Source organism: Shewanella sp. ECSMB14102 (assembly GCF_000813075.1).
Taxonomy (GTDB): Bacteria; Pseudomonadota; Gammaproteobacteria; order Enterobacterales; family Shewanellaceae; genus Shewanella; species Shewanella indica.
In genome coordinates this window covers 96005-109753 of record NZ_JWGX01000005.1, presented here as the reverse complement: position 1 = coordinate 109753, position 13749 = coordinate 96005, and the positions used below count along the sequence as shown (strand labels likewise).

Below are 13749 nucleotides of genomic sequence, written 5' to 3'. Positions count from 1 at the left end.
GCGCATGATACGAGCATTGCAGGACTTGAAAATATTCAGCGAAACCGCCAGACAGGGCAACCTGTCGCGGGTGGCACAACAGCTTGATCTGACTCCAGCCGCCACCAGCGCTGCCATCAAGCGCCTTGAGGCCCAACTCAACACTGTGCTCTTTGTCCGCTCTACCCGCAGCCTGCGTCTGACTCAGGAAGGCGAAATCTTTCTGCAACACTGCAATGAAGCCCTGAATATTCTCGATAATGGCTTTCAGGCGATTCAACAAGGTCGGAGCCTGCTCAAGGGCAAGTTACAGTTGTCATTGCCATCGGATCTCGGCCGCAACCGCTTGCTGCCGATATTGGATGAATTTATGGAACGCCACCCACAGGTGAGTATCAGGGTGCAGATAAGCGATCGCCTGACGGATATCTATCGCCAACCCGTCGACCTAGTGATCCGCTACGGGCTGCCAGCCGACTCGGCGCTTATCGCCCTGCCGCTTTGTCGCCAAAATGACAGGGTGCTGTGCGCCTCGCCCGACTATATTGCCAGGTTCGGTGCGCCGGGCAGCCCGGAGGAACTGGCAAAACACAACTGCCTGTGCTTTATGCTGGCCGATGCGACTCACAGCAAGTGGCTTTTTCAGTCACAGTCGGGCCAAATCACTGTGCAGGTCAAAGGCGATAGAGTCGCCGATGATGGCGAGTTGGTACGGCGTTGGGCCGTGGCCGGCAAAGGCATAGCCTACAAGTCACGGCTCGATATCAGTGAAGAACTGAAAAATGGTCAACTACTACAACTCTGCCCCGAGTGGCGCGGTGAAGAAGCACCACTCAATATGCTCTGCGCCGACAGACGCCAGCTCAGTCCTTTGGTTATCGCCCTCAGGGAACATCTCGAGCAGGCATTGCAATCACAGCAGTGAATAGATCACCCGCCCGGCCAACAGGATAAGCACCAGGCCGCTAAGGCGGTCAATCAACTGTGCCTTCTCTCTCAGCTTGGGTAACACCTTGGGCTGAGACAACAGGAAGGCTATCAGAGTGTACCAGAGTCCATCCACCAGCATGGGGGTCAAGACTATGATGCCTCGCCCCAGCAGGCTGTCTGCGGCGGCGACAAACTGGCTGAACAAGGCCAGGAAAAACAGCAAAATTTTCGGGTTAAACAATGAAATGGCAATACCGTCACGGGCGGCTGTCAGCATGCTCGTCGGCTTGCCGGCACTAAGCTTTTGCTGCATTCCGCCCTTGGATTGCAGTGCCTGAATTCCAAGCCAGGCGAGATAAAGCGCCCCCAATAAGGCGATGCCATTAAACAGCAAAGGGGTGTGTTTCAACACCACAGCCAAACCCAGCAGAGTGATAAAGGCGTAAACACCTATCCCCAAAGAGTGTGCCCAGGCGCAGGTAATACCGCGACTGCGACCGCCACCCAAGGTGTGGCGCACCACCATGGCCAGGCTCGGCCCGGGTGACATGGCCCCCAAACACGAGATAGCCACCAGTCCCAACCAGTCACTCCAATTCATTGTTTCCCCTCGATGAAACCCACACCATTTAGCCCTGTTTTGTGGCCCACAAAAGACAAGTACCATCCGCAACAGGTTGGTCAATATACTCTATGAAGCCAGCGCTTTCGAGCCGCCAATTTTCAATTAGTTTTAAGGCTTGCTGACTATACTGGGCGCCCTTATAGCTCCCTACCCCCATTGAGGCCCGGATGATACTTACTCTCAGCATGCTGGCTCTGCTCAGCCTGATAGCAGTGATTGTGCTGCTGTTAATCAAAAAACGCCGCGGCGCCAAGATCCCCATGGCGGTGATCCTGGTGTTGGGAGGAATGGCTTTTTGTGTCGCCGCCGTGGTCAGTTTTGTGTATCGCGGCGAAGATTATGAGGCTTACCGGGAACTGCATTGGCAAACCTTAGACAGCCAGGCAATCCCGGCTCTGGTGGCCGAAGGCAAAACAGTCGTCATCGATGTGAGTGCCGATTGGTGCCTGATTTGCCAGGCCAACAAGGCCAATGTGCTCCATCGGGAGCAGATTGTCAGAGCGCTGGCCGAGCCGAATATTGTATTGATGCGCGGCGACCTCAGTAAGCCCAACCCGGCGGTATCCAACTATCTCAGCTCCCAGGGCGTTGCCGGAGTGCCTTATAACCGCATCCATGGCCCGGCCGTGCCCGAGGGAGTCGTGATGCCCAGCGTCCTGACGGTCAATGATCTGCTCAAGGTGCTGGCTCATGTTCAAGCCAGGCAGTAAGGCACGATATATCGTGCCTCTATACTGACAAGCCCCGTAAGCGGCTCTATACTGGCGCAGTCCTCAGTGCCGAAGGAGCCGCTCTTGTCTGACTCAAACAGCTTTTTACCCGAAAACCGCCTCTTGCTCAATGCCGTCAGTGAAGGCATTTATGGTTTTGATCTTAAAGGCAATGCCGTCTTTATCAACCCAGCTGCCGAGAAGATGACCGGCTGGAGCACCGCCGAACTCCTGGGGCGCAAGATCCATGACTTTCACCACCACAGCCATGCCGATGGCAGCGCCTATCCCCACGAAGATTGCCCCATCTATCAGACACTCAAAGATGGCAAAGCCAGAGAAATCACCACGGAAGTCTTCTGGCGCAAGGACGGCAGCTGCTTTCCCGTACACTATAGTTCCACCCCAGTGTGGCAGGATGGTAAGCTCAAGGGCGTAGTAGCGATATTTCGCGACATTAGCCTGCAAAAACAGACTGAGTTGTCGCTGCGTCAGGCGCTGGAACAGGTACAGGCGCTATCGGAACAGCTGGCCTCGGAAAACTCCTGGCTGCAGGCCGAGCTGGAAGACAAGACGGGCACCCAGGAGATTGCCGGTAACAGCCCGATGATCCAAACTCTGCTCAAACAGCTGCGCCTGGTGGCCAATACCGACAGTACCGTGTTGATCCAGGGGGAAAATGGCACCGGCAAGGAGCTGGTCGCCCGCCAGTTGCACCGACTCAGCAGCCGCAAAGACAAGCCGATGATCTCGGTCAACTGCGCCGCCTTCTCTGCCGGACTCTTGGAGAGCGAACTATTCGGCCATGAGAAAGGCGCCTTTACCGGTGCCAGTCAGCGGCGCAAGGGGCGCTTCGAACTGGCCCATAGAGGCACCCTGTTCCTCGACGAAGTGGCCGAGCTCAGTCTGGAGGCGCAATCCAAGCTGCTACGGGTCATTCAGGAGCAGGAGTTTGAACGCGTCGGCGGCAGCGACAGTATCAAGGTGGATATTCGACTGATCGCCGCCACTCACCACGATCTGCAGCAGCGGGTGGAGCAAGGTCTGTTCCGGATGGATCTCTTCTACCGACTCAATGTCTTTCCGCTCAAGGTCCCGGCACTGAGACAGCGGCGGGAAGATATTCCCGAGCTGGTGCAACAGCTGCTCAAGAGTCTGTCATTGAAACTGGGTAAACCGCTGGCGGGCGTTGATGGCGATAGTCTGCGGCGGATGATGCAATATCAATGGCCGGGAAATGTGCGTGAATTGCAAAACCTGCTGGAGCGGGAAGCCATCCTTGCCCGCGAGCCGATACTGCATCTCGCTCCCTTGCCCAGCGATACACAGCTGCCGACCGTGGGTCAGACTCTGGCCGAAGTGGAGGCGGCTCATATCAAGGCGACTCTGGATGCCTGTCACTGGCGAATATCCGGCCCAAGGGGCGCGGCCAGCAGTCTGGGGCTGCCTCCCAGCACCTTGAGATCCCGGATGCAAAAGCTGGGGATCTGCCGCCAAGGCAGTTAAAGCCATAACAGGGGATTCAAAGCGTAAAAAGTCACGACATATCGCCAACTCACGCTATGTCGTGAGTTGGGTTTCCTACATCTAAATAAACATTAGATATAAATCAACAAGTTAATCCTGTATTTGAACTGGCACGTCTCTTGCGATTGCCTAGCCGTATGTCAGTCGTCATTCAGGAAATAGCATGGTTCAACAGGCAAGACAGTCATCGGAAGCGATTCCGGTCACTTTTATCCCCTCCCCCCAAGATAAAAAGAGCAGCCACCAAGGCGGTAAAATCCACTTTCGTAGCCAACGCGGTTATTTTCAGCGTTGGCGCAGCGGCCTCAACGCCCTGTTGATAGCCCTGTTTCTGTTACTGCCCTTTATCGATTGGCAGGGGCGACAGGCCATCTGGTTCGATCTGGCCAATCAACAGTTTTACTTTTTTGGTGCTAGCCTCTGGCCCCAGGATTTTACCCTGTTGGCCTGGTTCTTTATCGCCGCCGCCTTTGCCCTGTTTTTTGTAACCCTGTTTTGGGGCCGGATCTGGTGTGGCTATCTCTGCCCGCAAACCGCCTGGACATTCGGCTTCGCCTGGGTAGAAGAGAAGCTCGAAGGCAGCCGTAACCAGAGGATCAAGCTGGACGCTTCGCCCATGAGCCTCAGCAAGGCCAGCAAACGCGGCGGCAAACACCTGCTGTGGATATTGATTTCACTGCTCACCGGCTGTGGCTTTATCGCCTACTTTGTACCGGCCAAGCAGTTGTATCCGGAGATTTTTACCTTCTCCGCCGGTTTTTTGGATAGCGCCTGGGTGTACTTTTTTGCCCTGTGTACCTATCTCAATGCCGGTTGGATGCGCGAACAGATGTGCCTGCATTGCTGCCCCTATTCAAGGTTCCAATCGGCCATGTTCGATTCCTTCACCAAGACAGTGACCTATGATGCCCAGCGGGGTGAAAGCCGCGGCCCAAGAAAGCGCAAACAAGCCACAGAGCTTGGCGACTGTGTCGATTGCAATCTCTGCGTCGAGGTGTGTCCCACCGGGATAGATATTCGTAACGGCCTGCAATATGAGTGCATCAACTGTGGCGCCTGCGTCGATGCCTGCGATCAGACCATGAGCAAGTTTGGCTATCGCCCCGGGCTCATCTCCTATACCAGTGAAGAGTCACTGACCGGGCAAACTCCACCACTGTGGCAACGCAAACGCTTTATTGGCTATGGTGCCGCCTTGTTAGCCATACTCTGCACCATGGGGCTGGATATCTACTCGCGGGATCCCATCACGCTCAATGTGATCCGCGACCGCCAGAGCCTGTACCGGGAAACCCTGGATGACGGCATAGAAAACAGCTATCTGCTGAAAATACGCAATAAAACCCAGCAGGATAAGCACTACCGGATAGAGATCAGCGGCGCCCTGCCCTATCAGTTGTCGACCAATAGCGTTCATATCGCCGCCGGCGAGCAGTATGAATTGCCGCTGACCCTGACTGTGCCTGTGGCGCAAATTGACAACAACCGCAGCAATCTGCTGTTTAAAGTGCTTGAGGCCGATGCGCCAGATAATAGCGTCAGCCAGAAGTCGGTATTTTTTGCCCCTTGAGTTGCCTCAGGGCGACGAAGTGTTTCACCCTGCTTCGTCGCCCGCTTTTTTATCCTCTACTCTGCTGGGCAATCAGCCCCTGCAGTATGCTTTTCACCTTGCTCTGCTGGTAGTCTCCCAGCAGAGAACCATCTTCGGTAAAGGCTTCGTGAGCCTTGGCAAGCGCCAACTGCTCGGGCAATACCAGCGCTCCCAGGTTGAACATCAGTTCGCGGACCGGGGTCAAGCCTCTGAGCCCCCCGAGAGCTCCCGGGCTTGCCGCCATCAAAGCCACCCATTTACCGGCAAATACATTGCCCGCGGGCTGAGTTGCCGGACGGGACAGCCAGTCGATGGCATTTTTCAATGCCGCAGTCATGGAACCATTATACTCGGGGCACACCAGCACCAGACAATCGCTCCGCAACAGCTTGCCCTTAAGTGCCACGGCAGCTTCGGGAGCGCCAAATTCGGCCTCTTCATCCTGATTGAGCAGAGGCATGGGAAAGGCATTCAGTGTCAGCACTTCAGGCTCCAGCCCCAGTCCAGCGGCCACTGTTGCGGCATAAAGGGCTAGGCGGGTGTTGAACGAACCTTTCCTCAGGCTACCGGAAATAAACTTTATCCGCAGTTTCTGCATGTTTTTATCCTTAATTACAGTCAATTAACCCACTTATTGCACAGGATTTTTCATCAGTCACCATTGCCTTGACCGCGCTTTGCCTCTAACCTGAACTCTGATCATTACTAAGCACTCCAAAAGGTGCAGAAAGTGTCGGGGGAAGCACGGGCCAAAGTTAATATCATGGCTGGATAAGTATTCAAAACCCAATAACAATAATAAATTCCAAAGGAAAAGGTGATGACAAGAGTGATACAGAATCAGGTATACGATAGCCAGACTCAGTTGGATTTTTCCCGCTACGACTCTCTTGCAGATATGATAGTCAGCAGTTGTGAGCGTTATGGCGACAAGAGCGCCTTTGCCTGCCTCGGCAAGGCCATCAGCTTCCGGGAACTGGAGAGGGATTCACGCGCCTTTGCCGCTTTCCTGCAGCACAATACCCAGTTGCAAGTCGGCGATCGCATCGCCATTCAACTGCCCAATATCAGCCAATTCGTTATTGCCGCCTATGGCGCTATTCGCGCAGGCCTGGTACTGGTAAATACCAACCCCTTGTATACCGAACGGGAATTGATCCATCAGTTCAAAGATTCAGGCGCCAAGGCGCTGGTGGTACTGTCAGATCTCTTGCCGATTCTGGCCAAGGTCGTTGCCAGCACCCCGATAGAAACTGTGATATCCACCCATCCGCTGGATCTTATCGAGCCACAAATTCAACCCAAGACCGGCCTGAAAAACCTCGAATTTACCAAAGTTCTTGAACAGGGGCGTCAGCTGGAATTCACCGAAGTAAAGCTGAAGCTGGACGATTTGGTGGCGCTGCAATACACGGGCGGTACCACAGGCCTTTCCAAGGGAGCTATGCTCAGCCACAAAAACCTGATTGCCAACGCCCTGCAATGTGAATCACGTATCGGCGCCAACCTGGTTCAGGGAGAAGAGATCTTCATCGCCCCGCTGCCCATCTATCATATTTACGCCTTCTTGGTGAATCTGGTGCTCTACTTCGAGCGAGGCGCCCTGACAGTACTCATTCCTAATCCGAGGGACATAGCCTCACTGATCAAGACCTTGGCCAAATATCCCTTTACCGGATTTGCCGGGCTCAACACCCTTTTTGTTGGCCTGTGCCACCAGCAAGCCTTCCGTGAACTGGACTTCTCTCATCTGAAGATCACCATTTCCGGCGGTACAGCCCTGACCGAAGCCGCGGCCAAACTCTGGCAACAAACCACTGGCTGTACCATATCCGAAGGCTATGGCCTGAGTGAGACTTCACCGGTTATCTCCCTCAACGCGCCGGGGCTGGAACGTCTGGGCAGCATAGGCAAGCCGGTTATCGAAACTCAGGTGCAAATTCTCGATGGCAATGACCAGCCCCTACCGCCGGGGCAAGCCGGTGAGCTGGCGGTGCGCGGCCCTCAGGTGATGAGTGGTTACTGGCAAAAGCCCGATGAAACTGCGGCTGTGATGACAGAGGATGGCTTCTTCAAGACTGGGGATATCGCCATTGAGAGCGAAGATGGCTATCACAGCATAGTGGATCGCAAGAAAGATCTGATTATCGTCTCCGGCTTCAATGTTTACCCCAATGAAGTCGAAAACGTATTGGCCCGCTGTGAATTGGTACTTGAATGTGCGGTTATCGGTGTTGAAGATGAGCGCAGCGGTGAAGCTGTCAAGGCGGTAATTGTACTCAAACCCGAGGCCGATGCCACCCAGGCTCAAGCAGCTATAGAGGCACACTGCCGGGCAGAGCTCGCGGCCTACAAGGTGCCAAAGGTGATAGAGTTTGTCGCCCAGTTGCCCAAGAGCACGGTCGGCAAGATACTCAGGCGTGCACTGCGCAAATAAGTCAGATAAAAATGCCGCTTAAAAGCGGCATTTTTATTACCAAAGTTTTTTACTTTCAGCGTGCTACTGACGGAAGAAGTCCAGCAAATGGCTGAGGGCACAGATGGCGTGCACTATCAAAAATCCGATAAAACCGTGAGCCAAATGTTTATGCCAACCACGCCAGAGCAGCGCATCACTGGAGCCTTGGGTCAAATACCAGAGCAGGCCGGTCAGGGCAACACCGAGCAGCAGTAACATCCCCAGCCCTTCTATCAGGCTGAACAGCCCCTTGCCACCGGCAACCGGTAACTTGCCTTTGAACAAGCCGCCGATATCGGCACCTATCTGGCGCCAATCGCCGATAAACAGGCTGAAATACTGACGCCAGCGGCCAGCAGTACAGTTACTCACAAGAAACGTCAGCGACAACGGCACACACAGTAACCCGAGATAAACATGGCTCAGATCCCAGAAGCCGGCACCGGCCCTGATGCTGCGGATCATCATCAAACTGCTGCTACCCAGCACCAGAAACAAACACAAGAGCATTAACAACAAGTGTTGATGGGCACTATAGAAGCGCCAAAGACGTTGCAACAGAGCCATTTCTGCCTCGCTTTAACCCGCTCTGGAGATCAGAGCCTGCGCCGCCAATTGCTCGGCAAATTCCTGCACCTTGTCCCAATTAGTGTATTCAATACAGGTATTGGGATCGGTCGGTCCCTTGGTGATCCACATGATGAAACGTATGATATTTCTGTCCATGGCTCCATAGCCCTGATAGTCAAGGTTGCCGCCAAATACGGCCAACTGCTTGGGCTTCCATTCAGTCTTGGCAAGAAACGCCTGCATGTAAGGGTTGGTTTCAGGAGTATTTTTTTCCGGCTTGCGCGCCACCAGACTCACAGAAAAGAAGCCATTGGCCTTGCTTTCCAGTTGCTGCTGATGTTGACGGATATAGTCGAACACGGCGGGATTGTGTTTGCCGTGTCGAATACTGGCTCCAATGGCGACCCGATCAAAATCGGCCAGATCCGGCGCATCATCTATCGCCGCCATGGTCACTTGCTGCCCCAAAGCGCCAAGTTGCTTTGCCATAACGTCACAGATCTTGCGGGTCTGACCATGCACGCTGGAATACAGCAGAAGAGTCTTGCTCACCTTAACCCCTAATAGTTCAATCTCTTAGTACTGATGTCATCTTAGGTGATCCATTAGCTCATTTACATGAAACAGATCACGGGCGAAGGGCGAAACGCTATCCAAGCCGCGGAAATACCGAGTAGTTCACAAAAAATAACCGCTGTGAGACCCTTTGAGTAACCGTCCCTCAAGGAGCCGTTATAACAGTGGAACCTTGGCGCTACAGCAGCTTTACAGCCGAATAATATTTTTCAACAAAGTTTTCTGGTTATCTCCAGGTTCAGGCATTAGCATAAGCTGATACTCTGCAGCCATTTTCTAAACAAGATGCAGCAACCAAGCCGCAATCCCCAGGCCTTGCTACTATGGATGACCTTTGTCATGTCCTTGGTATTTGCCGTCTGGCAGGCCCTGTTGAACAACTTTGTTGTTGAAAGAGCACAATTTACCGGCGCCGAAATAGGCATGCTGCAAAGCCTCAGGGAAGTTCCCGGTTTTCTGGCCTTTAGCGCCATTTTTGTGCTGCTGTTGATTAAAGAACAGGCCTTCGCTCTGTTGTCGCTGGCGCTGCTGTGTATTGGAGTGGGCATTACCGGTTTCTTTCCCCAGGTATTGGGACTCTACCTGACGACCGTTTTAATGTCAGTTGGCTTTCACTACTTTGAAACCATCAATCAATCCCTGACCCTGCAATGGGTCGACAAGTCCCAGACAGCCGGTTTTATGGGAAAGGCCATGTCATGGCGCGCTGCGGCCGCCCTGGGGGGGTATGGCAGCATCTGGTTGGTGATGACAGTCTTCAAGCTGGACTATGTCTGGATGTACAGCCTTATAGGGGCCTTGGGGCTTTTAATGGTGATCACCCTCTACTGCTATTTCCCCAGGTTCGATACCGGCGAAGTCCAGCACAAGAAAATCATCCTCAGAAAACGCTACTGGCTTTATTACTTGCTGACTTTTTTCTCGGGAGCCAGACGGCAAATATTTATGGTGTTCGCCGGCTTTATGATGGTGGAGAAGTTCGGTTACAGCGTCAGTGAGATAACGGCTCTGTTCCTGATCAACTATGTAGTCAACCTGCTGTTTGCCCCGGCCATAGGCCGCTTTATCGGCCGCATAGGAGAAAGGCACGCCCTGACCCTGGAATATATCGGCCTGGTGCTGCTATTTATCAGTTATGCCCTGGTGGAGGACGGCCACATGGCAGCGGCACTCTATGTGATAGACCACCTGCTGTTTGCCATGGCGATTGCCATCAAGACCTATTTCCAAAAAATTGCCGAGCCCAAAGACATTGCCGCCACCATGTCGGTCAGCTTTACCATCAATCATATCGCGGCCGTGGTGATCCCGGTATTGCTCGGAGTGCTCTGGCTCAGTTCACCTGCGGCAGTATTCTATATCGGTGCCGGACTCGCCGCCTGTTCGCTGTTGCTGGCACGCCTGGTGCCCAAAGATCCTGCCCCTGGGCGCGAACTCAGTTGGCACAAGACTCTCGTTGCAGAAACCCAACAGCAGGAAGCCGGCTGAACTACTGGACAACTAACTGAAAACTATGCATAAATAAGCACAGTTTTTGCTAGAAGATAATTAAGATGGCAGAGGAAAAACTCCCCAGAGAAATCGAAGAGCCAGGTCAGGCATCGGCCCGCAAGAAGGCACTGCGCCTCGGGCGCCTGCTGGGACTCGCCTCTGAGCAGGACTACAAACCCGCCAATGCCAGCGTCGCCGAGCGGGCCGCCTTTCGCATCGACAAACAGCAAGCCCAGTACCAACGTAACCTGGAAAACATCTATGCCATGGCACTGAGCTATACCCCATCCGACGTGACCGGGGTGGAGCTGGATCCCGACTGGGTACATCAATTCTTCCAAATGGCCGAGCAGATCCACAATCGCAAGATGCAGGATCTGTGGGCTCGGATCCTCTCCAGTGAAATCATCAATCCAGGCAACTTCAGCCTGCGTACCCTGGCAACCCTGAAACAGCTGACCTTGAGAGAGGCACACATACTGGAAAAAGCGCTGGGGATGGCGGTCAAGGTCAACAATGAAAGCCGACTCAAGCTTATCAGTGGTTACAGAGTCAGCGGCGGCATAGGCCAGTATTTTCGTAAACACAGCGCGGTCAACCTGGGGTTGTCGCAATTCGGCATGCCCTACTCAAGCATACTCACCCTGGTGGATGGCGGCATACTGCACAGAGGCGAGTTCGAGACCGGCATATTGGACAGCAAGAGCCCACTGCAACTGCAGATCCAGCAGCAACACCTGAAGCTGACCCCCAAATCAGGCCACCTGTTGTTCAGCTACTACCGCTTTACCCCTGTGGGCGATGAACTGGCACTCTTGGTGCGCCCAAGGGAAGACGAAGCCTATATCAAGGCGCTGAAGGCCTTGTTTACCAAAGACTTCAGCATTAGCTAGGCATCAACTGAGCCTCAGGCGCTGGCCTGTAATCGCGTCGATGGGATCACTTCCAAGGCAGAGAGGTAATCCAGCAATGCCTGCACCTGGGTATTGAGATCGCCCTTGCTGGTATCTATGGTCAACTCGGCGGCCAACGGCTCTTCGTAGGGCGCCGAAATCCCGGTAAAGTCTCGGATCTCCCCCTTACGCGCCTTCTGATACAAGCCCTTGGGATCGCGGGCCTCACACACAGCCAGCGGCGTGGAAACATGCACTTCGATAAAACGTCCCGCGGCAAACCGACAGCGAATGGCATCACGCTCGGCCCGGGTCGGCGAGATAAAGGCCGACAGTACCAGCAAACCGGCATCCACCATCAGGTGCGCCACTTCGCCCACTCTTCGCAGGTTTTCATCCCTATCGGCGGCGCTGAAGCCGAGATCTTTGCAAAGACCATGACGCACATTGTCGCCATCGAGCAGATAGGTATGAAACCCCGCCTCGAACAGTGCCCGCTCCAGGGCGCCTGCCAGGGTCGACTTGCCGGCGCCGGACAGCCCGGTGAACCAGAGCAGCACAGGTTGTTGGCCCTTCTGGGCTGCCCTTGCCGCCTGATCGACAGCATGCTGGTGCCAAACGATATCGGCATTGGGCTGGGTAGAATTCTTCATTGTCACTCCTTAAAGACCCGCATCAAAGGGGAACAGCATGGGCACCAGAAACAGAACTATCGCCGAGTAAAGCAGCGACAGCGGCAGCCCCAAGCGCACAAAATCAATAAAGCGGTAATTACCGGCGTTGAACACCATCAGATTGGTTTGGTAACCATAGGGCGAAATAAAGCTGGCGCTGGCACCAAACACCACAGCCAGAATAAAGGGCCGACTGTCGACCCCGAAGCTGGTCGCAATCGCATAGGCCACGGGAAAAGCCAAGGCCGCCGCCGCGTTGTTGGTAATGAGTTCGGTCAACAGCAAGGTCAGCAAATAAACCCCGACAAAGGCACCAAAGACCCCAAAGCCGGAAAAAGCGCCGAGCAGAGTATCGGCCATCCCTTTGGCCAAGCCGGTATCCAACATCAGCTTAGCCAGACTCAGGGCACTGCCGACAATCAACACCAGCTCCAGCGGGAACCGCCGTTTGAGCTCGCCCAGGGTCACAGCACCTATCGCCAGATAACTGAGCAGCAAGAGCACCAGCCCCTTGGCCAGCGGCAGCCAGCCCAGCAGACTGGCAGCTATGGTGAGCACAAAGCCCGCCAGCACCCACTGACTGCGGCGACTGTCCAGCCTGACACTCAGGTCCAGGCCGCTGACGGCGGCAAAGTCGGTACTGAGACGCGGATTACGGCCAAAGCCATCGCCCGGGGTCAACAGCAACACATCTCCGGCCTGCAGCACTATGTCGCCCAAGCCGCCCTTGAGTGGATGATGGCCACGGCGAATCGCCATTACGGCGGCATCAAACTGCTCCCGAAATCGCGAGGCCTTGAGTGACGATCCCACCAAAGCCGAAGACGGCGCCAGCACGGCTTCCACCAGATTCTGGCCCCTGGCCTGCTGCTTGCCGAACCACTCCAAACCATCGAATTGATGCAGCAACTCCACCGACTCCACCGCGCCGCTGAAGCGCAGCACATCCCCCGCAGCCAGCACGAGTTGCGGCGGCACAGGGCAGATGCGAATGCCGCTGCGCTCGAGCTCAGCCAGATAGAGCTTTTTCAGGGCCCTGAGTCTGTTGTCCTGCACGCTGCGGCCCACCAGGGTTGAGCCGGGCAACACTTTGGCTTCCAACAGATAGGGCAGACTTTCATCACCATGTTGCTCATCGCCATCGGGCAACAAGTGTGACAGCAACACCAAAAGCGCGATACCGGCCACCACCACGGCCAGGCCAATCAAGGAAAACTCAAAAAAGCCCAGGGGTTTCAGCCCGGCGTTTTCAACAAAGGAGTTCACTATCAGGTTGGTCGAGGTGCCAATCAGGGTCAGGGTGCCGCCCAAAATCGCCGCGTAGGATAAGGGCAGCAATAACTTGGCCGGTGCGTGCTGCTGATTGCGACGCACCACGCCAATCAGCGAGGCCACCACTGCGGTATTGTTGGTAAAAGATGACAGCAGCGCGGTGGAAAACCCCAGCTTGGCCATGGTCAGCCCCAAGGAGCCTGAGCCTATGACCTGGCTTAACCTGCCAAGCAATGGCGTCTTCTCCAGTGCCGTGGTTGCCAGCACCAGAAGCACCAGAGTCACCAGACTGGCGTTGGTAAAACTGCCCAGCAGCGACTCCAGTTCCAGCATACCCAAGAGGTAACTGAGCAGCGCCGCTATGGTAAACAGCATGGCCGGTGATGCCAGACCACTGACAAGTCCGGCCAGCAGCGCGAGCAGTATTAACCCCAGGATCCAGGTTTCAGACAA

Annotated in this window: 13 protein-coding genes; 7 read left to right on the top strand and 6 right to left on the bottom strand. The window is 54.7% G+C overall.

The window, feature by feature from the left end; all coding sequences use genetic code 11:
• Positions 1-4: 4 nt before the first annotated feature.
• Positions 5-904 carry a LysR family transcriptional regulator gene (locus RC73_RS02370; RefSeq protein WP_264184785.1) on the top strand — a complete coding sequence of 300 codons (900 nt, stop codon included), beginning with the start codon at positions 5-7 and terminating at the stop codon, positions 902-904.
• On the opposite strand, the gene RC73_RS02365 is transcribed toward RC73_RS02370, so the two are convergent.
• Positions 893-1510 carry a LysE family translocator gene (locus tag RC73_RS02365; protein ID WP_039033127.1) on the bottom strand — a complete coding sequence of 206 codons (618 nt, stop codon included), beginning with the start codon at positions 1508-1510 and terminating at the stop codon, positions 893-895. The genes RC73_RS02370 and RC73_RS02365 overlap by 12 nt on opposite strands.
• A gap of 191 nt (positions 1511-1701) precedes the next feature.
• On the opposite strand from RC73_RS02365, the gene RC73_RS02355 reads away from it, so the two are divergent.
• The 3 genes from RC73_RS02355 (at position 1702) to ccoG (ending at position 5341) form a co-directional block, all read left to right on the top strand.
• A complete protein-coding gene (locus RC73_RS02355) occupies positions 1702-2244 on the top strand; it encodes a thioredoxin family protein (protein ID WP_039033125.1) in 543 nt (180 codons plus the stop codon).
• Positions 2245-2328: 84 nt separating this feature from the next.
• A complete protein-coding gene (locus RC73_RS02350; RefSeq protein WP_039033124.1) occupies positions 2329-3750 on the top strand; it encodes a sigma-54 interaction domain-containing protein in 1422 nt (473 codons plus the stop codon).
• A gap of 184 nt (positions 3751-3934) precedes the next feature.
• Positions 3935-5341 carry a cytochrome c oxidase accessory protein CcoG gene (gene ccoG, locus RC73_RS02345; RefSeq protein WP_039033123.1) on the top strand — a complete coding sequence of 469 codons (1407 nt, stop codon included), beginning with the start codon at positions 3935-3937 and terminating at the stop codon, positions 5339-5341.
• A 49-nt stretch (positions 5342-5390) separates the two neighbouring features.
• Here ccoG and RC73_RS02340 read toward each other — a convergent pair whose 3' ends face one another.
• Positions 5391-5960 (bottom strand): NADPH-dependent FMN reductase, encoded by a 570-nt coding sequence (locus tag RC73_RS02340; protein ID WP_039033122.1) that lies wholly within the window; start codon positions 5958-5960, stop codon positions 5391-5393.
• 222 nt (positions 5961-6182) lie between these two features.
• On the opposite strand from RC73_RS02340, the gene RC73_RS02335 reads away from it, so the two are divergent.
• Positions 6183-7799 carry an AMP-binding protein gene (locus tag RC73_RS02335; protein ID WP_039033121.1) on the top strand — a complete coding sequence of 539 codons (1617 nt, stop codon included), beginning with the start codon at positions 6183-6185 and terminating at the stop codon, positions 7797-7799.
• Between the two features lie 63 nt (positions 7800-7862).
• Here RC73_RS02335 and RC73_RS02330 read toward each other — a convergent pair whose 3' ends face one another.
• Together RC73_RS02330 and hemG are read right to left on the bottom strand one after the other, a co-directional pair.
• A complete protein-coding gene (locus tag RC73_RS02330) occupies positions 7863-8387 on the bottom strand; it encodes a cytochrome b/b6 domain-containing protein (protein WP_039033120.1) in 525 nt (174 codons plus the stop codon).
• Positions 8388-8399: 12 nt separating this feature from the next.
• A complete protein-coding gene (hemG, locus tag RC73_RS02325) occupies positions 8400-8942 on the bottom strand; it encodes a menaquinone-dependent protoporphyrinogen IX dehydrogenase (RefSeq protein WP_039033119.1) in 543 nt (180 codons plus the stop codon).
• A gap of 309 nt (positions 8943-9251) precedes the next feature.
• On the opposite strand from hemG, the gene RC73_RS02320 reads away from it, so the two are divergent.
• Entirely contained in the window at positions 9252-10454 is a 1203-nt protein-coding gene (locus RC73_RS02320; RefSeq protein ID WP_039033118.1) for an MFS transporter, read from the top strand.
• Between the two features lie 65 nt (positions 10455-10519).
• A complete protein-coding gene (locus tag RC73_RS02315) occupies positions 10520-11350 on the top strand; it encodes a TIGR03899 family protein (RefSeq protein WP_039033117.1) in 831 nt (276 codons plus the stop codon).
• Positions 11351-11364: 14 nt separating this feature from the next.
• On the opposite strand, the gene cysC is transcribed toward RC73_RS02315, so the two are convergent.
• Both cysC and RC73_RS02305 read right to left on the bottom strand, forming a co-directional pair.
• The gene (cysC, locus tag RC73_RS02310) at positions 11365-12003 is read right to left on the bottom strand and encodes an adenylyl-sulfate kinase (protein WP_025009979.1); all 639 of its coding nucleotides are present in this window, start codon (positions 12001-12003) and stop codon (positions 11365-11367) included.
• Between the two features lie 9 nt (positions 12004-12012).
• Positions 12013-13749, bottom strand: a complete 1737-nt coding sequence (locus tag RC73_RS02305; RefSeq protein WP_039033116.1) for an SLC13 family permease — start codon at positions 13747-13749, stop codon at positions 12013-12015.

Coding starts and splice junctions, on each gene's coding strand:
- RC73_RS02370 (WP_264184785.1), top strand. CDS start 5: ATGATACGAGCATTGCAGGACTTGAAAATATTCAGCGAAACCGCCAGA.
- RC73_RS02365 (WP_039033127.1), bottom strand. CDS start 1,510: ATGAATTGGAGTGACTGGTTGGGACTGGTGGCTATCTCGTGTTTGGGG.
- RC73_RS02355 (WP_039033125.1), top strand. CDS start 1,702: ATGATACTTACTCTCAGCATGCTGGCTCTGCTCAGCCTGATAGCAGTG.
- ccoG (WP_039033123.1), top strand. CDS start 3,935: ATGGTTCAACAGGCAAGACAGTCATCGGAAGCGATTCCGGTCACTTTT.
- RC73_RS02340 (WP_039033122.1), bottom strand. CDS start 5,960: ATGCAGAAACTGCGGATAAAGTTTATTTCCGGTAGCCTGAGGAAAGGT.
- RC73_RS02335 (WP_039033121.1), top strand. CDS start 6,183: ATGACAAGAGTGATACAGAATCAGGTATACGATAGCCAGACTCAGTTG.
- RC73_RS02330 (WP_039033120.1), bottom strand. CDS start 8,387: ATGGCTCTGTTGCAACGTCTTTGGCGCTTCTATAGTGCCCATCAACAC.
- RC73_RS02320 (WP_039033118.1), top strand. CDS start 9,252: ATGCAGCAACCAAGCCGCAATCCCCAGGCCTTGCTACTATGGATGACC.
- RC73_RS02315 (WP_039033117.1), top strand. CDS start 10,520: ATGGCAGAGGAAAAACTCCCCAGAGAAATCGAAGAGCCAGGTCAGGCA.
- cysC (WP_025009979.1), bottom strand. CDS start 12,003: ATGAAGAATTCTACCCAGCCCAATGCCGATATCGTTTGGCACCAGCAT.